Annotated in this window: 21 protein-coding genes; 10 read left to right on the top strand and 11 right to left on the bottom strand. The window is 67.0% G+C overall.

The features are described from left to right. Positions 1-7: 7 nt before the first annotated feature. From adeC to AC1DXX_RS04140, 3 genes are all read left to right on the top strand, one after another. Positions 8-1,465, top strand: a complete 1,458-nt coding sequence (adeC, locus tag AC1DXX_RS04150; protein WP_478132898.1) for an AdeC/AdeK/OprM family multidrug efflux complex outer membrane factor — start codon at positions 8-10, stop codon at positions 1,463-1,465. A gap of 265 nt (positions 1,466-1,730) precedes the next feature. Then, positions 1,731-2,390 (top strand): peroxiredoxin, encoded by a 660-nt coding sequence (locus AC1DXX_RS04145; protein ID WP_478132897.1) that lies wholly within the window; start codon positions 1,731-1,733, stop codon positions 2,388-2,390. Between the two features lie 12 nt (positions 2,391-2,402). Beyond that, the gene (locus AC1DXX_RS04140) at positions 2,403-3,443 is read left to right on the top strand and encodes an MBL fold metallo-hydrolase (RefSeq protein ID WP_478132896.1); all 1,041 of its coding nucleotides are present in this window, start codon (positions 2,403-2,405) and stop codon (positions 3,441-3,443) included. Positions 3,444-3,664: 221 nt separating this feature from the next. Here the strand turns inward: AC1DXX_RS04140 and AC1DXX_RS04135 are convergent, their stop codons facing one another. Next, entirely contained in the window at positions 3,665-4,480 is an 816-nt protein-coding gene (locus AC1DXX_RS04135; RefSeq protein ID WP_478132895.1) for an IclR family transcriptional regulator, read from the bottom strand. Between the two features lie 190 nt (positions 4,481-4,670). Between AC1DXX_RS04135 and AC1DXX_RS04130 the strand changes: the two genes are divergently transcribed. The 5 genes from AC1DXX_RS04130 to AC1DXX_RS04110 all read left to right on the top strand — a co-directional run bounded on the left by AC1DXX_RS04130 (position 4,671) and on the right by AC1DXX_RS04110 (position 9,833). After that, the gene (locus AC1DXX_RS04130; protein ID WP_478132894.1) at positions 4,671-5,630 is read left to right on the top strand and encodes an MBL fold metallo-hydrolase; all 960 of its coding nucleotides are present in this window, start codon (positions 4,671-4,673) and stop codon (positions 5,628-5,630) included. A gap of 28 nt (positions 5,631-5,658) precedes the next feature. Next, positions 5,659-7,329, top strand: coding sequence for an FAD-dependent oxidoreductase (locus AC1DXX_RS04125; RefSeq protein WP_478132893.1), 1,671 nt, complete (start codon positions 5,659-5,661; stop codon positions 7,327-7,329). Positions 7,330-7,343: 14 nt separating this feature from the next. Beyond that, complete coding sequence (locus AC1DXX_RS04120) at positions 7,344-7,550, top strand: DUF2783 domain-containing protein (RefSeq protein ID WP_478132892.1); 207 nt, start codon at positions 7,344-7,346, stop codon at positions 7,548-7,550. Between the two features lie 32 nt (positions 7,551-7,582). Further along, a complete protein-coding gene (locus AC1DXX_RS04115; RefSeq protein ID WP_478132891.1) occupies positions 7,583-8,539 on the top strand; it encodes a Bug family tripartite tricarboxylate transporter substrate binding protein in 957 nt (318 codons plus the stop codon). A gap of 310 nt (positions 8,540-8,849) precedes the next feature. Next, complete coding sequence (locus AC1DXX_RS04110) at positions 8,850-9,833, top strand: AraC-like ligand-binding domain-containing protein (RefSeq protein WP_478132890.1); 984 nt, start codon at positions 8,850-8,852, stop codon at positions 9,831-9,833. 13 nt (positions 9,834-9,846) lie between these two features. Here AC1DXX_RS04110 and AC1DXX_RS04105 read toward each other — a convergent pair whose 3' ends face one another. From AC1DXX_RS04105 to AC1DXX_RS04060, 10 genes are all read right to left on the bottom strand, one after another. Next, a complete protein-coding gene (locus AC1DXX_RS04105; protein ID WP_478132889.1) occupies positions 9,847-10,554 on the bottom strand; it encodes an ABC transporter ATP-binding protein in 708 nt (235 codons plus the stop codon). Between the two features lies 1 nt (position 10,555). Beyond that, on the bottom strand, positions 10,556-11,263 hold the full coding sequence (locus AC1DXX_RS04100; RefSeq protein ID WP_478132888.1) for an ABC transporter ATP-binding protein: 708 nt from the start codon (positions 11,261-11,263) through the stop codon (positions 10,556-10,558). Further along, a complete protein-coding gene (locus AC1DXX_RS04095; protein ID WP_478132887.1) occupies positions 11,260-12,333 on the bottom strand; it encodes a branched-chain amino acid ABC transporter permease in 1,074 nt (357 codons plus the stop codon). The genes AC1DXX_RS04100 and AC1DXX_RS04095 overlap by 4 nt, the downstream gene beginning before the upstream one ends. Then, complete coding sequence (locus tag AC1DXX_RS04090) at positions 12,330-13,199, bottom strand: branched-chain amino acid ABC transporter permease (RefSeq protein WP_478132886.1); 870 nt, start codon at positions 13,197-13,199, stop codon at positions 12,330-12,332. The genes AC1DXX_RS04095 and AC1DXX_RS04090 overlap by 4 nt, the downstream gene beginning before the upstream one ends. Positions 13,200-13,231: 32 nt before the next feature. Beyond that, on the bottom strand, positions 13,232-14,497 hold the full coding sequence (locus tag AC1DXX_RS04085) for an ABC transporter substrate-binding protein (protein WP_478132885.1): 1,266 nt from the start codon (positions 14,495-14,497) through the stop codon (positions 13,232-13,234). Between the two features lie 37 nt (positions 14,498-14,534). After that, a complete protein-coding gene (locus AC1DXX_RS04080; protein WP_478132884.1) occupies positions 14,535-16,037 on the bottom strand; it encodes an aldehyde dehydrogenase family protein in 1,503 nt (500 codons plus the stop codon). A 43-nt stretch (positions 16,038-16,080) separates the two neighbouring features. Beyond that, complete coding sequence (locus tag AC1DXX_RS04075) at positions 16,081-16,470, bottom strand: nuclear transport factor 2 family protein (protein WP_478132883.1); 390 nt, start codon at positions 16,468-16,470, stop codon at positions 16,081-16,083. A gap of 40 nt (positions 16,471-16,510) precedes the next feature. Continuing rightward, positions 16,511-17,311: a MoaF C-terminal domain-containing protein gene (locus AC1DXX_RS04070; RefSeq protein WP_478132882.1), complete on the bottom strand. Its 801-nt coding sequence runs from the start codon at positions 17,309-17,311 to the stop codon at positions 16,511-16,513. Positions 17,312-17,321: 10 nt separating this feature from the next. Then, positions 17,322-18,128, bottom strand: a complete 807-nt coding sequence (locus AC1DXX_RS04065) for an SDR family NAD(P)-dependent oxidoreductase (RefSeq protein WP_478132881.1) — start codon at positions 18,126-18,128, stop codon at positions 17,322-17,324. 100 nt (positions 18,129-18,228) lie between these two features. Further along, positions 18,229-19,833, bottom strand: a complete 1,605-nt coding sequence (locus tag AC1DXX_RS04060; protein ID WP_478132880.1) for a GMC family oxidoreductase — start codon at positions 19,831-19,833, stop codon at positions 18,229-18,231. Between the two features lie 1,129 nt (positions 19,834-20,962). On the opposite strand from AC1DXX_RS04060, the gene AC1DXX_RS04055 reads away from it, so the two are divergent. Together AC1DXX_RS04055 and AC1DXX_RS04050 are read left to right on the top strand one after the other, a co-directional pair. Continuing rightward, the gene (locus AC1DXX_RS04055; RefSeq protein ID WP_478132879.1) at positions 20,963-22,276 is read left to right on the top strand and encodes a hypothetical protein; all 1,314 of its coding nucleotides are present in this window, start codon (positions 20,963-20,965) and stop codon (positions 22,274-22,276) included. Between the two features lie 597 nt (positions 22,277-22,873). Then, positions 22,874-24,727 carry an alginate lyase family protein gene (locus AC1DXX_RS04050; RefSeq protein WP_478132878.1) on the top strand — a complete coding sequence of 618 codons (1,854 nt, stop codon included), beginning with the start codon at positions 22,874-22,876 and terminating at the stop codon, positions 24,725-24,727. Positions 24,728-24,750: the final 23 nt, after the last annotated feature.

Raw genomic sequence — 24,750 nt, 5'->3', positions numbered from 1 at the left:
GCCTGTCATGAACCTGTTCCGCTTTACACCGCTCGCGCTCGTGGCCCTGATGGCCGGCTGCAGCCTGATGCCCGCCTACCAGCAGCCCGCAGCGCCCGTGCCCGGCAAGTTCGCCGGCGACGCGGGCGCCGCCCCGGCCGCCATGCCCGTCGCCGATCTCGGCTGGCGCGAAGTCTTCACCGATCCGTCGCTGCAGCGCGTGATCGAGATGAGCCTCGCCAACAACCGCGACCTGCGCGTTGCGGTGCTCAACATCGAGAAGGCCCGCGCCCAGTACCGGGTGCAGGACGCGGCGCTCTTCCCCACCGTCAACGCCAGCGCCGGCGGCAGCGGCAGCCGCACGCCGGCCGACCTGTCGTCCACCGGCGAGGCGCTCACTGCCCGCCAGTACAGCGCATCGCTCGGATTCAGCTCCTACGAGATCGACCTGTTCGGCCGCGTGCGAAGCCTGAGCGCGCAGGCGCTGCAGCAGTTCCTCTCCACCGCCGAGGCGCGCCGCAGCACGCAGATCACCCTGGTGGCCGAAGTGGCGACCAGCTACCTCACGCTCGCAGCCGACCAGGACCGGCTGAAGCTCGCACGCGACACCTTGCAGAGCCAAAGCGATTCCTATCGCCTCAACCAGCGCAGCTTCGAGCTGGGCGTGGCGTCCGCGCTCACGCTGAGCCAGGCGCAAACCAGCGTGGATGCCGCACGCGTCGACGTCGAACGCTACACCTCGCAGGTGGCGCAGGACCGCAATGCGCTGGTGCTGCTCGTGGGCGCCGAAGTGCCGGACGAACTGCTGCCCCAGGCCTTGCCGGACGGCGCGGCAGCGTCCGCGAGCCCGATGGCCACCATCCCGCCGGGGCTGCCCTCGGAGTTGCTGCAGCGCCGCCCCGACATCCTGCAGGCCGAACGCGACCTCAAGGCTGCCGATGCCTACATCGGCGCGGCGCGCGCAGCCTTCTATCCGCGCATCAGCCTCACGGCGTCGGCCGGCACGTCGAGCAGCGAACTCTCGGGCCTGTTCAAGGGCGGCTCGGGCAGCTGGAGCTTCGCGCCGCAGATCACGCTGCCGATCTTCGATGGCGGCGCCAACCGCGCCAACCTCAAGATCGCCACGGTGAGCCGCGACATCTCGGTGGCGCAGTACGAGAAGGCGATCCAGACGGCGTTCCGCGAAGTCTCGGATGCGCTGGCGCAACGCAGCACGCTCGGGCGCCAGCTCGACGCGCAGCAATCGCTGGCAGATGCGACGACGGAGAGCTACCGGCTTTCGGAGGCCCGCTTCAGGCGGGGCGTGGACAGCTACCTGAGCGTGCTCGACTCGCAGCGTTCACTCTACGCCGCCCAGCAGAACCTGATCGGCACGCGCCTGTCGCGCTTCACCAACCTTGTGACGTTGTACAAGACGCTGGGCGGCGGATGGAACGAGACCACGGGCGCCTCCATGGCCGCGAAACCCTCCGACGGGGCCACCTGAGCCGCCGTGATGATGCGGCGAGTGCGCTGCACGCGCGAAACGGTGTCGTGGGTTGAGCTGGACGGAGACGAGGTCGTCGTGCTGCTGAGCATCCCGGGGGCGCACGTCACCGTCCCAAAAGGCGCGACAGGGCCGCCGCGAACCTGCCGCGGCAATTTCCGGCTTGCCGGCACTGGCGTCCGCCGCCGCACCGTTCTATGCTTCGAGTCTTGCCGGATGGCGGGCAAGAAAGAGCGTATGTCGTCAACCCGTTCAAGGAGTGATCATGTCACTGCGCATCAACGATACTGCCCCCGACTTCACGGCCCAGACGACCCAGGGGCCGATCAAGTTTCACGAATGGATCGGTGACGGCTGGGCGATCCTGTTCTCGCACCCCAAGGACTTCACGCCGGTCTGCACCACCGAGCTGGGCTACATGGCGAAGATCGAGCCCGAGTTCACCAAGCGCAACGCCAAGCTGATCGGCCTGAGCGTCGATCCGGTCGATGCCCACGACCGCTGGGCCAAGGACATCGAGGAAACGCAAGGCTACCTGCCCAAGTACCCGATGATCGGCGACACCGACCTTGCGGTGGCCAAGCTGTACAACATGCTGCCGGCCGACGAGCCGGGCACGTCCGAGGGCCGCACCGCGGCAACCAATGCGACGGTGCGCTCGGTGTTCGTGATCGGGCCCGACAAGCGCATCAAGCTGATGCTGACCTACCCGATGACCACCGGGCGCAACTTCGACGAGATCCTGCGCGTGCTCGACTCGATGCAGCTGACCGCGGCGCACAAGGTCGCGACGCCCGTCAACTGGCAAAAGGGCGAAGACGTGATCATCGCCGGCTCGGTGTCGGACGAGGACGCCAAGAAGCTGTTCCCCGCGGGCTGGAAGTCGCCGAAGCCCTACCTGCGTGTGGTGAAGCAGCCCGGCTGACGCGAGCGCAGCATGGTCTTCGCGCAGATCGCGACCGGCGGCTGCCAGTCCTACCTCGTCGGCTGCGACCAGACCTGTGCCGCCGCGCTCATCGATCCGGAGCTGAGCCAGATCGATCACTACATCGCGCTCGCCGCCCGCGACGGCGTGCGCATCCGCTACCTGATCGACACCCACACGCATGCCGACCACTTCTCGGCGACCCGCGAACTCGCGCGCCAGCTGAAGGTGCCCGTGGTCATGCACCACGCGAGCCCCGCGCCCTTCGTGGACATGCGCATCGGCGACGGCGAGATGATCGTCGTCGGGCGCCTGCGGCTGCAGGTCACCCACACGCCGGGCCACACCGCCGACTCGATGTGCCTTCAGGTGGAAGACCGCCTGTTCACCGGCGACACGCTGCTCATCGGCGCCACCGGGCGCACCGACCTGCCCAGCGGCGACCCCGAGGCACTCTACGACAGCCTGTTCAGCCGCGTGCTGCGAATGGACCCGGCGCTCAAGGTCTGCCCCGCGCACGACTACAAGGGGCGCACCCACTCGACGATCGCCGAGGAAATCGCATCCAACCCGCGCCTGCAGGCGCGTGACCGCGAAGCCTTCGTCGAGATGATGCGCAGCCTCAACCTCACGATGCCGACGCACATCACCGAGGCGCTGCGCACGAACATGAGCGGCGGCAAGACCGTGGCGAGCCTGCTCGCCGAAGCGACGGCGGCGGTGCCCTTCATGTCGCTGGCCGAACTCAAGGCGCGCGTCGAGGCCGCGGAGGACAACCTGATCGTGCTCGACGTGCGCGAGCGCGACGCCTACGAGGCCGGCCACATTCCCGGCGCACGCCTGCTGCCGCGCGGCCAACTGGAGTTGCGCGTCAACCAGGACCTGCCCGACCCCACGCGGCGCATCCTCACCTGCTGCGAGCTGGGCTACATCTCGACGCTGGCGGCTTCGACGCTGCGCGGCATGGGTTTTCTGCACGCGGTCGCGCTGGACGGTGGCATGAAGGCCTGGCGCGAGGCAGGCTATCCGCTGACGACCGGGCGCGCAGCCTGAGCCTGCTGCTGGCACGGGGCCCCGATTCCCCCGCTACCGAGGCCTTCGAGCCCGCGGCCCGGACACTGGCGATCGATTTGCGCGTGGTGCGGCTGGCGCAGCCGTCCCCGCGCGAGCTCCATGAAGCGCCGCTTGCGTCGATTCGTCCAGACCAGATCGTCGCGTGGCATGGCGCAGCCGCGGACGATGCAGCAAGCGTGCCGTCACCGAGCGGGCGCGGTTCAGATATTTCGCCATCCAAGACGGCTGGATGCTTCTGCTGCTGCATTGCGAACGGCTGTCGCGGCATCAGAGTTCCAGTCGGCCGAGAAGCTGTCCCGATGTCCCAGTGCCGTAATCACGACAACGGGTTCACCGTCGTGGTCCAGCACAGGGGCGCTGAAAGCGTTGACGCCGGGAATCGGCTTGCCTTCGGCGCGAGTGACGCCATGGTCGCGCAGCTCCGCCGCAGCCTCGCGGAGTTCCTTGGTCTTCGGCTTCAGCAGCGGCACCTTCCGGTCTTCCGGGTCTCCGAGCGCTACCGCCATGGCCTTCTCGATGCGTTCGGCGGGCATCACGGCCGCAAAGGCGCGGCCGGTGGCCGTGCCGAGTATGGACATCACGGTTCCAGCGCGCATGGACACGTGCAGCGGTTCGCGCGCTTCGATCATCCGGATGATCGTCGGCCCGAAGTTGCCCCAGATTGATACCGCGACTGCATGCCCGGTCGAGGCCGCAAGCTGCTGGGCGATGGGCAACGCAACCCGGACGGGGTCCAGCTGGTGCAGGCAGGTCAGTCCCAACTGCAATGCGGCCGGGCCGAGCGCATAGCGGCCGGTTTCGGATTCCTGTTCGATCAATCCGAGCTTGCCGAAGCTCACCAGATACGGGTGCGCGCGTGAAGCGGGAAGTCCGGATCGGCTCGAGAGGTCCCTGAGCGTCAAGGGCGTCTGGCTGTCGGCCAAGGCAAGCAGCAGCCGCCCTCCCACCTCGATCGCCTGGACGGCCCGCTGCCCCTTGTCTTCCTTCGCGGCTTCTTCGGGATGGCTGTCTTGCATATCGCCTTTCAAGTTATCGCAAGTCTATTTCGCCCTGGACGAAGAGATTCGCCATGTGCAAATCGCCGGCATGGACGACCTAGGGAAAGCACCTAATTCTCCATATGCAAATTAGTTTGCCATAAACGAATTCACATCGCATACTGCAAACGCGTTTGTTTTAGACAAATATCGATCCCAGGAACCTCGCATGAACACCCCCAAGAAATTCGCCTCGCAGGCCGACCTCGAAGAGAAGACCGTCAGCTTCACAAGGCTCTCGGAACACGCCTGGGCCTACACCGCCGAGGGCGACCCGAACACCGGCATCATCGTGGGGGACGACGCCGTGCTCGTGGCCGACACCCAGGCCACGCCGGCAATGGCGCAAGACGTGGTCAGGCGCATTCGCGAGGTGACCGACAAGCCGATCAAGTACGTCGTCCTGACCCACTATCACGCGGTGCGCGTGCTGGGCGCGAGCGGCTTCGATCCGCAGCAGATCATTTCGAGCCAGGACACGCGTGACCTGATCGTCGAGCGTGGAGAACAGGACAAGGCCAGTGAGATCGGGCGTTTCCCGCGCCTGTTCCAGAACGTCGAGACGGTGCCCCCGGGCCTGACCTGGCCCACCATGACCTTCACCGGCAAGATGACGCTGTGGCTGGGCAAGCTCGAGGTGCAACTGCTGCAACTCGGCCGCGGCCACACCAAGGGCGACACCGTGGTCTGGCTGCCGCAAGACCGAGTGCTGCTCAGCGGCGACCTGGTCGAGTTCGACGCCACCCCCTATGCGGGCGACGCCTATTTCAAGGATTGGCCACAGACGCTCGAGAACATCGCAGCGCTGAAGCCCATCGCGCTGGTTCCGGGCCGCGGCCCCGCCCTGCTGGGCGAGGAGCAGGTCGCAGCCGGCCTTGCCGCCACCGGCGGCTTCATTGCCGACGTGCGCGCCTGCGTCGAAGCCGGCGTGGCCGCCGGCAAGGACCTCCATGCGGTCTACCAGGACACCTTCGCCACCCTCAAGCCCAAGTACGGCCACTGGGTCATCTTCGACCACTGCATGCCGTTCGACGTGACGCGCTGCTACGACGAAGCCACCCAGTACCCGGACCCGCGCATCTGGACGGCCGAACGCGACATCGAGATGTGGAAGACGCTGGAGGGCTGAACCGCCCCGCGCCGCAGGAGACAGAACCATGCAACTGAATGAACTTGCGTTCCGCAAGGGGGAAGCCGTCGACTACCAGAAGCTGGTGTTCGACTACTCCCGCCATCCCGACCAGGACGCCGCGACGCCGGTGCGCCGCCCGGTGGTCGTCGTCGGCGCAGGCCCTGTGGGGTTGGCGCTGGCCATCGATCTGGCGCAGCGCGAAATTCCGGTCGTTCTTCTCGACAACGACAACACGCTGTCCACCGGTTCCCGTGCCATCTGCTTTGCGAAGCGCACGCTCGAGATTTTCGATCGGCTCGGTTGTGGCGACCGCATGGTCGACAAGGGCGTGTCCTGGAACGTCGGCCGCGTGTTCTTCAAGGACGAGGAGATCTACAGCTTCGACCTGCTGCCGGAAACGGGGCATGCGCGCCCCGCCTTCATCAACCTGCAGCAGTACTACGTGGAAGGTTTTCTGGCCGAGCGCGCAGCGGAGTTGCCGCTGATCGACCTGCGCTGGAAGAACAAGGTCACGGGCGTCGTGCAGCACGCGGACCATGTCGAGTTGACGGTCGAGACCTCCAACGGGCCGTACCAGCTCGATGCCGACCATGTCGCGGCCTGCGATGGGAGCCGCTCGAGCATGCGCGGGCTCCTGGGGCTGGAAAGCAAGGGGCGTCAGTTCAAGGACCGCTTCCTGATCGCCGACGTGAAGATGAAGCTCGACCGGCCTGCCGAGCGCTGGTTCTGGTTCGATCCCGAATTTCATCGCAACCAGAGCGTGCTGCTGCACATGCAGCCCGACAACGTCTGGCGCATCGATTTCCAGCTCGGCTGGGACGCCGACCCCGAAGAAGAAAAGAAGCCCGAGAAGATCATTCCCCGCGTCAAGGCGCTGCTCGGCGAAGACGCGCAGTTCGACCTCGAATGGGCGAGCGTCTACACATTTTCCTGCCTGCGGATGGATCGGTTCCGGCATGGCCGCGTGTTTTTCGCCGGGGATTCGGCGCACGGCGTCTCCCCGTTCGGCGCCCGCGGTGCCAACTCGGGTGTGCAGGACGCGGAGAACCTGGCGTGGAAGCTTGCCGCGGTCCTGCAGCACCGGGCGCCCGACGCGCTGCTCGACAGCTATGGCCACGAACGCGAATGCGCCGCCGACGAAAACATCCTCAACTCGACGCGAGCCACCGATTTCATCACGCCCAAGAGCGAGATCAGCAGACTGTTCCGGGACGCCGTGCTGGAGCTTGCAAAGTTCCACGCCTTTGCACGCACCCTGGTCAACAGCGGCCGGCTGTCCGTGCCGGCCACGCTGCGCACGTCGGCCTTGAACACGCCGGACACCGAAACCTTCGAAGGATGCATGGTGCCGGGCGCCGTGGCGGCAGACGCGCCGGTGATCCGCGCCGATGGCAAGGCGGGCTGGTTGCTGCAGGAAGCAGGCAGTGGCGCGTTCACGGCCGTGGTGTTCGGCGACGGCGAGACGGCGGACCGCGCGGCACGCGCTGCGGCTGAAGCTGGCGCCGCCGCCGGCGTGCCTGTCGCGACGGTACGCATCCCGATCGATGAAGCCCACGCGCTGGCAGCCCGACGCTACGACGCGCGAGCCGGCACGGTCTACCTGCTGCGCCCCGACCAGCACGTGTGCGGACGTTGGCGCCAGGTCGACGCCGGCATCGTGCGTGCCGCGCTGCATCGCGCGCTCTGCAACGCCTGAAGGATTCCCCTGCCATGCCGCAAGCCACCGCCGCGCACCTGACGACCGCACCGAACATCGATGTGCCGGACGATTTCTACGAGGCACTGATCGATGCGCACCAGGGCCTCTCCACGGACGAAAGCCACGCCTTCAATGCGCGGCTGGTGCTCGTCCTGGCCAATCACATCGGATCTTTGCCCGTGCTGCGCGAGGCATTCGCCGCCGCAACACGCAGCTGAAATTACCCATCACAACCACCGGAGACAAACCCATGATTCGCCTTTTCCTGACCGGCCTGGCACTGGCCGCAACCACCCACCTCGCCGTCGCGCAGGACAGCAAACCCATCGAATGGGTGGTCGGCTACGCCGCGGGTGGYGGCTCCGACTCCGTCGCGCGTGCCACGGCCGAGGCGATGTCGAAGAGCGTGGCCCGGCCCGTCGTCATCACCAACAAGCCTGGCGCGGCAACCAACATTGCCGCGGACTATGTCGCCCGCTCGAAGGACTACGGCAATGTCATGCTGACGGCCGACTTCGCCACGCTCGCAGCCAACCCGTTCCTGTTTTCCAAGCTCAGCTACAACGCCGAGAAAGACCTCGCGCCGGTCGGCATGCTGGCGCGCTTTCCGCTCGTTCTGGTGGTCGGACCCCAGGTGCCGGCGAAGAACTTCAAGGAATTCATCGCCTGGGCCAAGGCGCAGCCCGGCGGTGTGAACTACGCTTCGGCCGGTGCCGGGAGCCCGCACCATCTGGCCGCCGAACTGCTGCGCGAAAAAACCGGCGTCGCGATGACGCACGTCGCCTACCGCGGCGCGGCACCCGCGATGCAGGACATTCTCGGCGGCCAGGTGCCCTTCATGATGGTCGACACTGCCAGCGGCAATCAGTTCGTGCTGGCCGGCAAGGTCAAGGCCATCGGCGTCGCGAGCGCGAAGCGCATTGCGACGCTGCCCGACGTGCCGACGCTGGCCGAACAAGGCCTGACCGATTTCGAGGCATATGCGTGGCAGGGGCTCGCAGTGCCGAGCGGCACGCCTGCCGAAACTGTGACGAAGCTCAACAAGGCCTTGGTCGACGCACTGAACTCGGCAGCGGTTCAGGCACGCTTCCTCGCACTGGGCGTGGAGGGATTGCCAGGCACACCGAACGACATGGCCAGGTATGTCAAGGACGAGCGCGAACGTTGGGGCCGCCTCATCAAGGCAAACAACATCAAGGTCGATTGATCTTTTTGGCGTTCCAGAACGCCCGCAGAATGGCGGAATCCACCCAGGACGACCCATCTGAGCAAAGCCGCGCACGAATTGTTTTCAATGCGGGCCGGCTTCGCGACAGGCCATCACCACCGGCGAAATCGGGCTGCGATTCCTTTGGCCGGCGTCTTCGGCGACCCATCCGTGCGTTGACCCAGCGCGCACCGCGCGTTGACCGGCAGTGCAGGGCCCGCCCTGGACGGGTGGAAACACCGATGATGTCGCGCCCTCGCATGCCTATCCTGCGGAAGCGCTTCCGGGCGCCCTCCACGGAACCCATGGCATGAACGCACACCACTTCAGCACTCTGCTCGAACACCCTGCGGACCGGCAGGCCTGCTGGGGCCGCATCAACACCTCGTACTTCGGCGCGCTGCGCGTGCAGTGCCTCGATGCGGGCACCTTCGACGCGCGCCTCGACGCCTACGAACTGGGTCCGCTCGGCATGTTCCTGATCGAGGCGCCGTCGCATCGCGTGGCGCGGCCCGATACGCGCCAGGAAATCGCGCTCGACGAGCACTACAAGCTGGTGCTGCAACTCGAAGGCCACGGCCACATCTCGCAGCGCGACCGCGAGTTCCACCTGCACCCCGGCGACTGGAGCCTGTACGACCCGCGCGTGCCCTACGCCATCACCAACCCCGAGCGCTCGCGCCTGCTGGCCATCACCATCCCGCGCCAACAGTTCAAGGGCATGAAGATTCCCGACCTGCACACCTGCGAGGCGCACACGCCGGCGATGCGGGGACTCTATGCGGTGCTGGGCTCATTCCTCACCTCGCTCGCCGACCAGCTTCCGTCGCTGCCCAATGCAGTTGGCCGCTCGGTCAGCGACACCGTGCTGGGCCTGCTGGCCTCGACGCTCGCCACGCACTCCGACGAGCAGTTCGGCGCACACCCGGTGCCGGGCGTGCTGAAGGCCCGCGTCAAGCAGTTCGTGCATGCGCACCTCGCGGACCCTGCCCTGTCGCTCGATCTCATCGCCCAGCAGTTGCGTTGCTCCAAGCGCTACCTGCACCGCGTGTTCGAAGACGAAGACCAGACGCTCGACCGCTTCATCTGGCAGACGCGGCTCGAACGCTGCAGCGAGGCGCTGCGCAGCGCGGCCGGCCGCCGCATCTCGGTGTCCGAGATCGCCTTCGCCTGGGGCTTCAACAGCAGCGCGCATTTCTGCCGCGTGTTCAAGGCGCAGTACGGCGCCTCGCCGCGCGAGTTCCAGCGGCGCGAAGCCGAGCGGGCCCTCGCCTCGGTGGCGCTGACGCACTGAGGACTTGCAGGGCCTAGGCAGCAGCCAGGTAGCTGCTGTGCAGGATCTCCGGCCGGCTGCGCAATTCTCCCGACGATCCCTCGAAGGCCATGCGGCCGCGCTCCAGCACATAGGCGCGGCTCGAGACGGCCAGCGCCACGGTGGTGAACTGTTCGATCAGCAGCACGCCGACGCCCTCGCGCGCGACCTGCTGCACCACCTCCACCAGCCGCTTGACCACGGTGGGTGCGAGTCCCAGCGAGAGCTCGTCGATTGCCAGGTAGCGCGGCTTGCCGATCAGTGCCTGGCCAATGCAGACCATCTGCTTCTGCCCGCCAGAGAGCGAGCGCGCGGGCAGCGCGAGCTTCACGCGCAGCTCGGGAAACACGGCAAGCACCTGCTCGACCGCGTCCGCCACGCGGGCCGCCGGCAACGCGGTGGCTGCGGCGCGCAGGTTGTCGAGCACCGACAGATCGCCGAGCACGCGATGCCCCTCCGGCACCACCGCCACGCCAAGTGCGCGCACCCGCTCGGGGCGCTGGCCGTGCAACGCATGGCCCTCGACCTCGACGCGCCCGCCGGTGAGCGGCAGCACGCCGCCGATGGCCATCACCGTGCTCGACTTGCCCGCGCCGTTGGCGCCGAGCAGCGCGGTCACCTCGCCCGGCGGCACCTGCAGGTCGATGCCGTGCAGCACGGCCTTGCCGCCGCGCTGCAGGCGCAGATCGTGGATGCTCAGCATGTCATTCCGTCCCCAGGTAGGCCTTGCGCACAGCCGGATCGTCGAGCACCGCGCGCGTCGGCCCGAGCGCAAGGCGGCGGCCGAAGTCGAGCACCAGCGTCTGCGTGCAGGTGGCCGCGATCAGGTCGACGTCGTGGTCGATCAGCAGCACTTGCGCGCCGCAGAAGGCATGCACCGAGCCGATCACGCGGCGCAGCACGCCGGCTTCCTGCTCGGTCAGGCCTGCGCCGGGTTCGTCGAGCAACAGCAGCTTGGGTGCGCCGACCAGCGATTTCGCGATCTCCAGCATGCGGCGCTGGAACAGGTTGAGGCGTTGGCCCAGGACAGTCGCCACCTCGAGCAGGCCCGTGTGGGACAGCGCCCGCGCCACCTGCGCAGCCGCATCACCGCGCGCGTGCGGCACATGGTCGAGCAGCGCCCGCACGTTGTCCCACACGCTGAGATCTTCCACCACCTGCTCGGTCTGGAACGAACGCCGCAGCCCGAAGCGCACGCGCTCGATGGACTTCAGGCCCAGCAGGTCGGTGCCGTCCACCGTGACAGTGCCTGCGCGTGGCAGCACGAGGCCGCCGAGCACATTGACCAGCGTGGTCTTGCCCGCGCCGTTCGGCCCGATCAGTCCGCACACCGGCGCATCGAGTTCGGCGCTCAGCGCATCGATGGCCTTGACGCCGCCGAAGGCCACCGTGAGGTCGTGAATGCGGATCATGGCGAAACGTTCCTGCCGCGCGGCGAGAGCCACTTCCGCGCCGCATCGAGCGCGCCCACGAGCTGCCCCGCGATGCCGCTCGGCGCCGTGATCAGCGCATGCAGCAGGGCGACACCGAAAAAGATCATCGCGAGGTAACCGTTCACGCCGAAGTCCGTGAGCAAAGCCGGCACCGCACGCAGCAACAGCCCCGCGATCAGTGCACCGGCCCAGTGGTACGCGCCACCCACCACGGTGAGCGCGAACAGCATCACGGAATCGCCCGCGGTGAAGGCACGCCCGTCGAGCTGACCCACCCCACCCGCGAGCAATGCGCCCGCCACGCCGGCGCAGAAGCCCGCGAGCCCGAAGGCCCAGGTCTGGTAGCGCAGGATGTTCACGCCCGCCGCCACGGCCGCAGCCTCGCCGCGCCGGATCAGCGCCCACGATCGGCCGGCACGCGTGCGCCGGTGCAGCTCGATCAGCGCCAGCACCGCCGCCAGCCACATCGCCACGTAGCGGAAGTACGCCGCATCGGACAGCGCCAGCGCAGGCCGCGGCATCATCAGCCGCTCGCTGCCGAACACGCGGCCGAGCCAGCCCGCGCCGCCGTCGGGAAAGCCCATGACGTTGATCACCACCTGGAAGCCGCCCGCCATCATCATCGTGACGAGCGCGAGGTAGAGCCCCTTGAGGCGCAACGCCGGCAGTCCCGCGAGCATGCCCACCCCGCACGACAGCAACCCGCCCGCCAGCACCGAAAGTTCGAAGGGCCAGCCCAGTCCGTGCCCCGCTCGCAACGCGATCCAGCCGCCCGCGCCGAGCAGCGCGTACTGGCACAGCGACACCAGTCCCAGCTGGCCGTAGAGCAGCGCCACGCCGGCCGCCGCGATCGACAGCGCGAGCGACGAGGTGAGCGTCTTGATCCAGTAGGCATTCGCCAACCACGGGACGACGATGCCGATGAGCAGCACGCAGCCGACCATCACGGCCAATGAAATCCGTGCACGGCGCGTTGCCTCCGCCAGCGAGGCCGGCGGCGGCGCGATGTCCGGAGCCGGTGCCGCGTCGGTGTAGATCGAAGCGCTCATGCCTGCCGCGTGCCCGTGCGAAAGAAGACGATCATGGCCAGCGCGATCAGGAACGGCGTGGCCGTGCGAAACGCCGCAAAGCCCGGTACGGTGATCGCCAGCGCTTCAAGCACGCCGATCGCGATGCCGCCCGCCACCGTGGCCGGCAGCGAATGCAGCCGCCCGATGATCGCCGCGGCAAAGGCCGGAATCACCAGGAAGGTCAGCAGCGTGGCCTGCAGCCGCACGATGTTCGCCAGCAGCAGCCCGCACACGCCGGCGAAGGCGCCGCTCAGCACCCAGGCCACCGTGTCGACGCCGAGCACGCGAATGCCCAGCAGCGCGCTCAGGTCGCGGTCGTTGGCCAGCGCGCGCATCTTGAGGCCCACGCGCGTCTTCGACAGCAGCAGGCCGACGCCCCCCATCATCAGCACCGCCAGCGCGAGCCCCAGTGCACGTGTGTGCGTGAGCCGCACCTCGACCTCGCCGAGCACGAACTCCAGCGCACCGGCATCGGTGGGCAGCACCAGCCGGCGCGGCTGTTCGCCCCAGTACCACTCGGTGAAGCCCACCACCACCAGCGCGAAGCCCAGCGTGGCGATGCTGCGGATGGTCGGGTCGCGGTGCGACAGCCGTGGCGCGAGCAGCCGCCCGTAGGCCAGCGACAGCAGCATCGACGCGGCGATGGCCGCGCACCACGCGAGGCCCTGCGGCCAGTCCGCCTCCAGCAGCGACCAGGCCACGTACGCGCCGATCGCGCCGATGGCGCCGAACGCGAAGTTCAGCACGCCCGACGAGCGATAGAGCACCACCAGCCCCACGCCCGAGAGCGCATAGACCGCGCCCAGGCCCAGGCCGGAGATGACGAAAGGCAGGTAGTCTTCCATGGCTCAGCGCACCAGCGTCATTGCCTGCCGCCTCACTTGAGGCCCATCTTCAGTTCGTCGGTGCGGATGTCCACGAGTTCCGGGTCTTCCGCTGTCAGGCAACCGCCAGGCGCAAAGCGCCAGCCATTGCCGTCCGGACTCGCGATCGGCCCGCTGTTGTTGGCGTTGTGACGGTTGCCATTGCCCACGTAGAAGGGCTTGCAGAGGATGTCGCTGCGGAAGTCCGTCACCTTGCGCAAGGCGTCGGTCACGCTCGCGCGGTCGATCTTCTTCGGGTCCATCTTGAGCAGGGCCTGCGTCACGAGGCGCGCGGCGACGTAGCCGGCCTGCGAGAAGGTGTCGCGCGGATCGCTCTTGGCGCCGTACTTTTCCATCACCGCGAGCCAGTTCTTGTTGTCGGGGCCGGCCGACTCGAGCGGGTTGAACTCGAGGTTGACGTCGAAGTTGCCCTTCCAGTAGGGCCCGATGGCCTTCGGCACGTCGGCGTTGTAGGCCGGCGCAGACGACACGAAGTGGATCTTCTTGCCCAGGTTCTGCTGTTCGGCGGCGGCCAGCATGGGCACGAGGATGCCCTTGGGCACGTTCATGATGATGGTGTCGGGCTTCTTCGCGGCGGCCTGCAGCATGGTGGAGGTGGCGTCGGCCGAGCCGGGGTCGATGGCGATGGTCTCGACTTCCACGCCGTTCTTCTTGCCCCACTCCTTCGGCCCCTCGCAGGCCCAGTTGCCCAGGCTCGGGATGTTCGGAATGATGCAGACCATCTTCTTCGACTTGTACTTCTGCGCCGCATACATCGCGGCGATGGTGGCCGACACGCGCGGCCCCGCATTCACGGGCACATAGTTGCGCGCGTTGAAGCATTCGCGCGGCACGCCGGTGCCGGCGATCACCATCACGCCCTCGTCGGCGTACATCTTGGCGTTGGCGCCGCATTCCACGAAGCTGGTGCTGCCCGCCAGCGCAACCACCTTGCGGTCCTTCACGAGCTTGGAGGCGACCTGTGCCGCGGTCTCGGGGTTCCACTGGTCGTCGACCACGATGTAGTCGACCGGCCGGCCGTTGATGCCGCCGTTGGCGTTCACACACTTGAAGTACGCGGCCGCCGCCTGGCCCGAGGCGCTGAAGTCGTCGGGTCCGGTCTTGCCGACCACGGCGCCGATGGGAATGGGCTCGCCCGCCGCGGGCTTGCCGCTGTTGAGGCCGCAGTCGAGGCCGGACTGTGCCCAGGCCCCGCTGAAGCCGGCAAGGCCCATGGTGCCGACGATGGCCGACAGCGCGATCTTCTTTTTGCTCAGCATGATGAATGTCTCCTGTTGTGATCGGAACCGGGCGCGGCTACACCGCCATGCAGACGCTCTTGAGTTCGGTGAAGCCCTCGACCGCCGCGCGCCCCAGGTCGCGCCCGTAGCCCGACTGCTTCACGCCGCCCAGCGGCAGCGCGTTGTCGAGCACGTTGTGCGCGTTGACCCAGACCACCCCCGCCTGCAGGCGCGGCACGATGCGATGCACGGCCGAAAGGTTGTTCGACCACACGCTCGCGGCGAGGCCATAGGCGCTGTCGTTGGCCAGGCGGATGGCATCCTCGACATCGTCGAAGGGCACCACCGTGGCGACGGGGCCGAACACTTCCTCGCGCACGATGCGCATCGAGGGCTGCGTGTCGACGAACACCGTCGGCTGCACGAAGCAGCCGCCATCGAAGGCGCGGCTTCCGCCCGTGACGAGCGTGGCCCCCTCGGCCACCGCGCCGTCGATGTGCGCCATCACGCGGTCCATATGGCGCTTGGACACGAGCGGCCCGAACTGCACCTGCGGGTCGAAGCCCGAGCCGATGCGAAGGCCCTCCGCGACGTGGGCGAGCTGCTGCACCACCTTGTCGAAGATGCCGCGCTGCACATAGACGCGCGAGCCCGCCGTGCACACCTGCCCCTGGTGAAAGAAGATGCCGTTGGCCGCGCCCTGCGCCGCCGCAGCCGGGTCGGCGTCGTCGAGCACGATGAGCGGCGACTTGCCGCCCAGTTCCAGCGTGAAGCGCGCCATGTTGTCGACCGCGGCATGGCCGATGCGCTGGCCCACGGCGGTCGATCCGGTGAAGCTGATCTTGCGGATATCCGGGTGTGCGGCGAGCGCGGCACCGGCCGTTGCGCCGCGCCCGCACACCACGTTGAGCGCGCCGGGCGGAAAACCCGCCTCGATGGCCAGCTCGGCCAGCCGCAGCGCGGAGAGCGGCGTTTCTTCCGAGGGCTTGAGCACCACGGTACAGCCGGCGGCGAGCGCGGGCGCGACCTTCCACAGCGCGATCGCGAGCGGAAAATTCCACGGCACGATCGCGCCGACCACGCCCACAGGTTCGCGCCGCGTGTACGTCACCCACTGCGCTCCGGGGATGCCGATGGAGTTGTCGAGCGTCTGCCCTTCGAGCTTGGTGGCCCAGCCCGCCATGTAGCGCACGAACTCAGCGCCGCCACCCACATCGACCATGCGCGCGATGCCGCGCAGCTTGCCGCTCTGCAGGGTTTCGAGCGCACTGAGCTCGTCGGCGTGCGACTCGATGAGCGTCGAGAGCGTGTAGAGCATGCGTTCGCGGTCGGCCGGGCGCAGCGACTTCCATGCGGCGCTCTCGAAGGTGCGGCGCGCGCTGGCGACGGCGGCATTCACATCGGCCGCATCGCTGTCGGGTGCTTCGGCCACGGTCATCTCGGTGGCCGGATCGACGACGGGCAGGTACATGCCGTTGGCGGGTGCCGCCTCGCGGCCATCGATGTGGTTGCCGCGACGGCGCTGGGCCAGCAGGCCCACCAGGCCGAGGTGCTCGATGGACAGGTCTCGCAGATTCATGGGTTGGCTCCGGGGCAATGCGTTGATGAAGGAAGCGACGGTTTCATCGCATGGCCTGCGCGACGAGCAGCGTGTCGGTGAACTGCTCGAAGCGCCGCACCTTGCCGCCCGCCACCTGCCAGACGTGCGTCACGCGGGCATGCATCGTCTTGCCGGTCAGGCGATGGCGGCCGTGGTAGTCGCCGATGCCGACCACCGTGTCGCCGCCGTCGACCAGCCGCTCGAGCACGAAGCGGTAGCCCTCCCACTCGGCGCCCAGCACCTTGAAGACTTTTTCGACCACCTGTGCCGGCCCGACGTGCGTGCCGGCGCAGGGAAAGCCGGCCATCTCGGTCCACTGCACGTCGTCGGCCACGTCGGCGAACATGGCATCGAGGTCGTGGCGGTCGGAAGCGGCGTAGTGATCGGCAACGATCTGATGGGGCGTGCGCATGAAGAAGGGCTCCTGAAGAAGTGAGAGCAAACGAAGAAGGTCAGACCGGCCCGAACTCGGGTGGATAGAAGGTTTGCGAGGCCTTGCGCATGAAGGCGCCGGCGGGGTTGTTGGCGATTTCGCCCGCGCCGGTCACGCCGAGGAACTTGCCGGTCGAGCGGCTGCTCGCGAAATTGAAGAAGAACACGGAGGCGACCGGAATCAGGAACTCTCGGAAGGTGAAGATGTACTGGTCGTCGTCGAACTTGTAGTAGCTCGCAAGGTCGACATCGCCATGGCCGCGCTGCACGCCGACCAGGCACTGCCAGGCGTAGCGCTCGGCGCTCAGGTAGGTGTGCTCATAGGTGTGGTTGGGGCTGTAGGTCTGCCAGGTGCGAAGGCCGACCAGGTCGCGCGTGGCATGCGGAACGAGGCCCGTGGCGGTGCCACCTTCGAGCGTGCCGACCCCGAAGTCCTGCGGTACGCGCGGCTGGCCCGCGGCTTCGTCGGCGCCGACGATGCGGCAGCGGATCGCGAGCACGCGGCGGGTGCGCGTGTTGAGAACGACGCTCAGTGCTTCGGTCGGGCGACTGGCCTGGGTGATGTCGAGGAAAAAGGTATCGGGCGCGACTTCGATGGCCTCGTACCAGTCGCCGTTGCCTTGCCCGCCGCGAGCGCCCTGTTCCTGCCAATCCAGCGCATCCTGCGAGCGCGGCTGCAGCGTGAGCTGGAAGTCGGGCAAGGCGAGCTTCAGTGTCTGCCCGGCGAGCGCATCGGTGGCGGGCAGGCGGTTGGTGGCGATGCCGAGGGCGAACTGGTCGTAGGTCTTCCAGTCGGCCGGCCTGGTGGCTTCGGTGCTCATGGCGTTTTCCTCAGGCGTCGTGCGCGAAGGCAATGGTGGGCAGGTCAACTGCGGAGGCCCCTCCATCGACCATCAGCGAGCTGCCGGTGACCATGGCGGCCAGCGGCGAGGCGAGAAACAGCACGGCATTCGCCACGTCCCCGGGGCTGGCGGGCCGGCCCATGGGCACGTCGCGCGTAGCGAGGTCGTAGGCGGCGTCGGCATCCGGCAGGCGGTACTTGTCGACGAGCACCTGCATCTGCTCATCGGCCATCTCGGTGCGCACCCAGCCGGGGCACACCGCGTTCACGCGCACGCCCTGCTTGCCGTAGTCGCGTGCCAGCGAACGCACGAGGCCGATGAGCGCATGCTTCATCGTCACGTAGCCGATCACACCCGGGCCGGCGAAGTGGCCCGCGAGCGACGAGAGCACGACGATGTTGCCGCGGTTTTCGATCAGCTCGGGCAGCAGCTCGCGTGCGCAGACGAAGGCGGTGTCGAGGTTGAGCCGCGTCGAAAGCGCCCAGGAGGCGTCGTCCGTGGAGAGCGCATCGCCCACGCCATGACCACCCGCGTTGGCGATCAGCACATCGATGCGGCCGAACTTCTCGCGTGCCGCTGCAACCGCGTGCTGCACATCGGCAGTGCTGGCGGCATCGCCGGCCACGGCAAGGCCGTCGAGCCGGGCAGCCACCGCTTCGAGTTGCGCGAGGCGGCGCCCCATCAGCACCACGCGGCCACCTGCCGCAACGAACTGCGCGGCAACCGCTGCACCGATGCCGGTGCCGCCACCTGTGATGAATGCGACCTTGCCGGCCATGGAAGCTGTGGAACTCATTCGCCCTGTCTCCTTGTTGGGATGGACTCTAGGTTTCGGGGCGCCTCGGCGATTGACCGAACGCGCAGTGTTCGTTGCCCGGCAGCGCTGCCGGGCAGGTTCATGCCGACTGCCCCAGCACAAAGGCCGCGCAGCGCTCGGCCAGCATCACGGTCGGCGCGTTGGTGTTGCCGCTCACGAGCGACGGCATCACCGAGGCGTCGCACACGCGCAGCTTCGCCACGCCGTGCACGCGCATCTGCGGGTCGACCACCGCCATGCCGTCGCGGCCCATGCGGCAGGTGCCGCTCGGGTGGTAGACGGTCTTGGCGCGCTGGCGCACGTAGGCCTCGATGGCGTCGTCGGCCAGGTCGTCCGCGTCGGCAGGTGCCAGCTCTTGCGAGATCACCGCTCGCAGCGCGGGTGCGCGCAGGATGCGGCGCGCCAGCTTCACGCCGCGGACCAGCGTGTCGACGTCCGCCTGCGCCTGGAGGTAGCCGCCGTCGAACAGGATCGGCGCCATCGGGTCGGCGCTGCGCAGGCGCACGCTGCCGCGCGATGCCGGGCGCAGGAAGCAGGGGTTGATCGACAAACCATGGCCAGCGAGCGGCGCGCGGTCCACGTCGCCCACGAGCACCGGCAGCACGTGGAACTGCAGGTCGGGCCGGCCTTCGCCGGTGGTGTCGACAAAGCCGCCGCTCTCGACCACGTTGGAGGTCAGCAGGCCGGTGTTGAAGAGCATCCATTGCAGGCCGTGCTTCAGCGCTGCGAAGCCGCGGTCGTTGCCGAGCAGGCTGATGGGTTCGCGCGTGCGGCCATAGACCGACACCTCCAGGTGGTCCTGGAAGTTCTCGCCCACACCCGGCAAGGCGTGCGCCACGGGGATGCCGAGCGACTGCAACTGTGCGCCGGGGCCGATGCCCGACAGCAGCAGCAACTTGGGCGAGGCCAGTGCGCCAGCCGAGAGGATCACTTCGTGGCGGGCCGTGGCGACGATGTCTTCGCCGCTGCCGCCCTGCCCCGTGCGATAGACCACGCCAGTGGCGGCGCCGTCCTGCATCAGCACGCGCATCACGTGCGCGCCCGTGACCAAGGTGAGCTTCGGGTTGTCGCGCACTGCCGCAAGGTAGGTGGCCGCGGTGCTCGCGCGCCGCCCCTCGAAGGTGGTCGTCTGGTAGAAGCCCACGCCCTCCTGTCCGGCGCCGTTGAAATCGTCGTTGTAGACCAGCCCGCTCTGCTGCGCAGCGCGCAGGAAGGCCAGGCTCAGCGGGTGCCGGAAGCGTGTGTCGCTCACCTTCAGCGGCCCGGTGGTGCCGTGCAGTTCGCACGCGAACCGCGCATTCGACTCGGCCTTGCGGAACCACGGCAGCACATCGTCCCAGCCCCACCCCTCGCAGCCCTGCGCCCGCCAGCCGTCATAGTCGGCCGGCGTGCCCCGGATGTAGACCATCGCGTTGACCGAGCTGCCTCCGCCCAGCGTGCGCCCCTGCGGCACGAACATCTTCCGGCCACCCACCGCAGACTGCGGCTCGCTCTCGTAGGCCCAGGTGCGCTCGGTGCCGATCACGCGCACGAAAGTGGCAGGCATGTGGATGAAGCGGTCATTGTCCGGCGGCCCCGCCTCCAGCAGCAGCACGCTGTGCCCCGCCAGCACCAGCCGGTGCGCCAGCACGCAGCCGGCCGAGCCGGCCCCCACCACCACGAAGTCGAAAACCTGTTGCGCCATGTTGTTGTCCCGTGTCCGTCCTGAGTTGTCTCTGCAGGCGGATGCTCGGGGCTACAGCCCGCTCTGGCGCACCTGGGCGGGTTGGTGCAATTCAAATTGCGCTGTTGGTCAATGCGGGAGCCAATTGGATGAATCGATGCGCGCAACATCTGTGCTGATTCGGAACAAGGTGCGTCGCGCTCAGCGTCACCGCAACTTATTGATTCGCCTGGGATTTTCTTGTTTGAAAGAGAGCTGCGGAAAGTGCGTCGCAGCATTCAGTCTTCTCAGGGTGTGGATTTCCGCCCTCGATCGGCTCACATTTCCATGGAGCGTTGACCCGTTGAAATGCCCTTTCTGTCCGTTGTTCATCAGGCGGCCTGAGTGCTGCATGCGGATCAATGCTCTACGGAAAACTGGGGCGCTTTGAGATGGAAATCAACATGGAGAAGCGGAAGTGCGTGTGAGAGGCACTTCAACGGCAACGCGCAAGAGGTGCTGCGCTAGGCTGCATGCGCGGGTCCGGGCATCGCGACTCTGCCGTCGGTACTCACGGCCTCCGACATTGCTGCCAGCCGGCTGGTGCGGGTGCTGCCCGAGTACACGCGGGCCGGCCGCGGCCTGAGTGTGCTCTACCCCAGCCGCCAGCAGCGGCCGCTGGCAGCGTCGATGCTCGCCGACATGGGCGTGGCGAAGCTCAGTCATCAGGATTGGGTGCCAGCATCCAGTGCATAGCGTTCAGAGGCTGTCCGCACGCGTGAGAGAACAATGCCATTCCCCTGAAAAATGAGCGAGTGCATCTCGATTTTCGATGCAGTCAAAAAAACAAGGACGAAGTCTCAGCTGCTCCCACTCCGTCGATCGCCGCATCGTGAATGGAGCACGTTGTAATGCACAAGTGTTGGTTGATGTTAGGCCTGATGCGCCGGTATTTCCTTTTTTGTCGGACTCCACTTAAGAGCTGGCCATAACTTGTCACAAAGTGAATCCGAAGCGACGCTCCGCGTCACTTTCCGGGATCAATTGGCGCGTTCTTCTGCGGCGGGGAACTGAGGCATGAATCGTGCGCCTCATGGCTTGGTCGGCGAGTGGATCCGGGCCCGAGCCTGCGACATGCCGCTGGCCATGCACTACGAAAGTATTCCCCCGCATGCGAAGTACGCAACGAGTGCGGCGGCTGGTTCTCTTCAATCTCAAAAAAATCATTCCCATGATGATGTTTCCCCGAGGATGCGTTTCCGCACTGATGATTTCGGTGCTCCTGTCTGGCTGTGGCGGAGGAGGTGGCGGCAACCAAGGCAGTGGCCCGGCCGGCCTGTTCGGCCTGGGCAGTGGCACTGGCGGCAGCCAAGGTGCTGCCCAAAGTGGTTCTGGCACAGCCGGCACAGGCAGCGCAGGTGGCACAAATGGGGGAACTGCGCCCGTCGCAGCGACCACAGCACTGGTGACCAGGCTCGGCAAGCCCGCCCGGGTGCTGTTCGGGCTCGGCTCCGGTTCCATCGACGAGATGAAGAAACAGGACATTCACCCGGACATCGTGGACACCTACCTGGTAGGCACTGGCGCAGGCGCCTGGCCTACCTGGAACAGTCCCGACGGCGCGTACCTCACATACACCGCGCAGGCCAAGCAGGCCTACGGCGCGATTCCGATGTTCACGCTCTACCAGATGAAGGGCGATCTGAGCGGCATCAACGACGCGGCCTTCATGAACAAATACTGGGGCCAGACGCGGCTGATGTACCAGCTCATTGCGGACCTGCGCGGGCCCGTTCTGATCAACCTGGAGCCGGACTTCTGGGGATTCCTTGCGTCGAAGAGGCCCGATCACGACGCGACGCAAGTTCCGGCCGTCGTCAACAGCCAGGCGGAATGTGCCGGGTTGCCGAACACCGCCGCGGGCCTCGGTCAATGCCTCGTGCAGATGGGCAGGCAGATCGCGCCCAAGGCGCTGATAGGGTTCCCGCCCTCCTTCTGGAGCGGCACCGCTGCCGAGATCGGCGCGCAGATGCGCGTGGTCGGAGCAGACAAGGCGGACTTCATCGTCGCCCAGACCAGCGACCGCGACGCGGGCTGCTGGGAAGTTGAATCGCCGCCCGACGAATGCACGGGACGAAGCGGAACGTTCTACTGGGACGCAAGCAACAAGACCAGCCCGAATTTCCACGACTCCCAGAAGCAGATTTCGGACTACCGTGCAGCACTGGGCAATGACCTCCCGATCCTGTGGTGGCAGACGCCGATGGGCGTGCCCTCCGACACGCCCGGCGGCACCGACCAGCACTACCGCAACAACCATGTCGACTACATGCTGCGCAACACACAGGAGTACGGCGACACCCACACGTTCGCGATCGTCTTCAGCCCCGGAGGGAGCCATCAGACCTCGATTACCACCGATGGCGGCCAGTTTGCCCGCCTCTCGGGCCAGTACCTTGCGCGAGGCGGTGCGGCCTTGAAGTAGCGATCGGACGCTGGAATCGCACTTGATCCGACGGCGACGTACTCGACCACCATGTATGTGGAAGGCGCCCCGGTTCTACATCCTTTTCCTGGATGAACACCAGGATCAGTCAGCCTCGCGAGCCGAAAAGCCTTTAAGGCGGATCGCGGGCCTATCAATGAAATCAACGCCTCGAGGAAAGCTGGCGACCCATGCCGGGTCCCGCGACTTTTCCGCGTATTGACTAAGAAGGTTCCCATGTTTGATAAAACCAATTTTGCTGCTGCGTTGCTCGTATTGAGCGCGGTCGTGCTCCCCGGTTGCGGGGGCGGAGATTCGGGAAGTTTCCAGGCAGGCGCTACGGTCCCTGTTGTCGCGGGGGGCACCCCGGAGGTGCCCGCTGTCGCGGGAGGCACACCGGAGATTCCCGCCGCCCCGGGAGACACCCCGGTGGCCCGCGTCATCAAGCATCCAGGCGCCGGGCTTACCCTCTCGGATCTTCAGACGCTCAAGGTGAACGTCGATCAGGGTAAGGAGCCGTGGAAGTCCGGTTACGACCAACTGGCTAACAGTCCCAAGTCCAGGCTCAGCTACGGAGGGTATGGACCGTTCGCGAAGGTGAGCCGCGCTCCCGACGAGAACCTCTGGGCCTGGCGCAACGACATGGTTGCGATCTCGAATCTCTCGCGGCTGTGGTATTTCACCCGTGACGAGCGATACGCGGAGCACGCGAGCAAGTTCCTGCTTGGATGGGCCACCACCCATACGGAGTTCTCGGGTCGCGAGTCGATGCTCGACCTGGGCGACTACGCGCTCGATTTCGTGGGCGGCGCGGAAATCCTGCGCACCACATGGCCGGGCTGGAAGGAGGCCGACACGGCGATCGTCAAGAAGTACTTCAAGGACGTGCTGATGCCGGCAGCGAACCCCTACGGCGAAAGCCAGTTCGGGGCCGCCAACAAGGGCGCACTGTCCCTCACCGCGCTGGGGCTGATGGCGATCTACAACGACGACATCGAGACATTGGACAGGGTCGTTTATCAGGCCCGCACGCTGGCCCACATCGGGCTGCGCAACTCCAACGACATCGGCATGCTCGGCGACTCGCTGCGCGACCAGGGGCATGCCTATGGGCAGCTCAAGTCACTGACCATGCTCGCCGAGGCGCTCTGGAGTCAAGGCATCGACATCTATTCCGACTTCGACAACCGCCTGCTGGCGGCGGGTGAGTATTTCGCGAGGGTGAACGAGCGCGTGCCGACGCCCGCGCTTCCTTTCGGCACCACCGATCGCTACTACCTCACCGATGTCACCGGGCACGGCTGGGACGGCGCCAATGGCGGGACCGTGGCGCTGACCCAGATCTATAACGCCTACGTCCTGCGCAAGGGTCTCCAGGCACCCTTCATCGCGCAGAGGCGCCTCCGGATGCCGGTGGACGGCGGCAGCTTCATGTTCCTCAGGGAGTCCGACACCTCCAAGGCGACGCCGCCGCCGGCGCTGCCCATTCCCTCGGCGACCTCGATCACCTCGGGGTTCAGCAGTGCTGACATCGGGGGCGCCAGCCCGGCCGGCTCGGCGACCTACGCCGACGGCAAGTGGAACGTGGCTGGGGCAGGCTACGACATCTGGGGCGCAAGGGACAGTTGCCACTTCGTCTACAAGGCCCTCACCGGCAACAGCACCATCATCGCGAAAGTCGAGTCGCTCGAGAACACCCACCCGTCCGCAGTGGCGGGCGTGATGATGCGCACAAGCCTGGAACCAGGCGCTCCGCGCGCCTGGATGGCGATGAACTACAAGAGTGAAGTCTTGCAGAACATGACGAAACTGGCGGTGTATGGCGGCTCGTACTACGCGAACAAGGTTACGAGCTCCGGGCCCACTCACTGGGTGAAGCTCGAGCGCATCGGGAACATCATCACCGGCTACGTTTCTCCCGATGGCACCAATTGGGCTGCCACCGATGTCGGCCGCATCGTCGCCCCCGTTCCCGACACGATCTATGTCGGATTGGTGGTCTCGTCGGTCACAAGCAAGCTGAACAACAGCGTCTTCAGCAATGTCCAGATCACCGGCGGCGACGGTGGTGCCCCGCGCGTCGTTCCGGCGGCGCCCGCCATGCTGCTGGCCTCGCCGGGCGATGGCGCCGTGCCGCTGCGCTGGCAGGCGTCCTTCGGGGCCACCGGCTACACCGTCGGCCGCTCCGAATTCAGCGGCGGGCCCTACGAGGCCATCGCGTCGGGCGTCACGGGCAGCAGCTACACGGACACTTCCGTGGTCAATGGCACRACCTACTACTACACCGTCACGGCGAGCAACTCCGTCGGAACGAGCGGCCGTTCTCCTGAGGACAGTGCCGCACCGGGGCGTCCGATGGTCAAGGCTGCCACAGGCGGCACTGCCACCGACAGCGCGAGCAACTCCGGCAACGCTGAAAGCGCCTTGGACCAGGACTCGGCGACGCAATAGTTCTACTCCGGCACGACCCGCTG

This window comes from Variovorax sp. P4_B10, from assembly GCF_056402375.1.
This window is presented reverse-complemented; position numbering and strand designations above follow the sequence as displayed.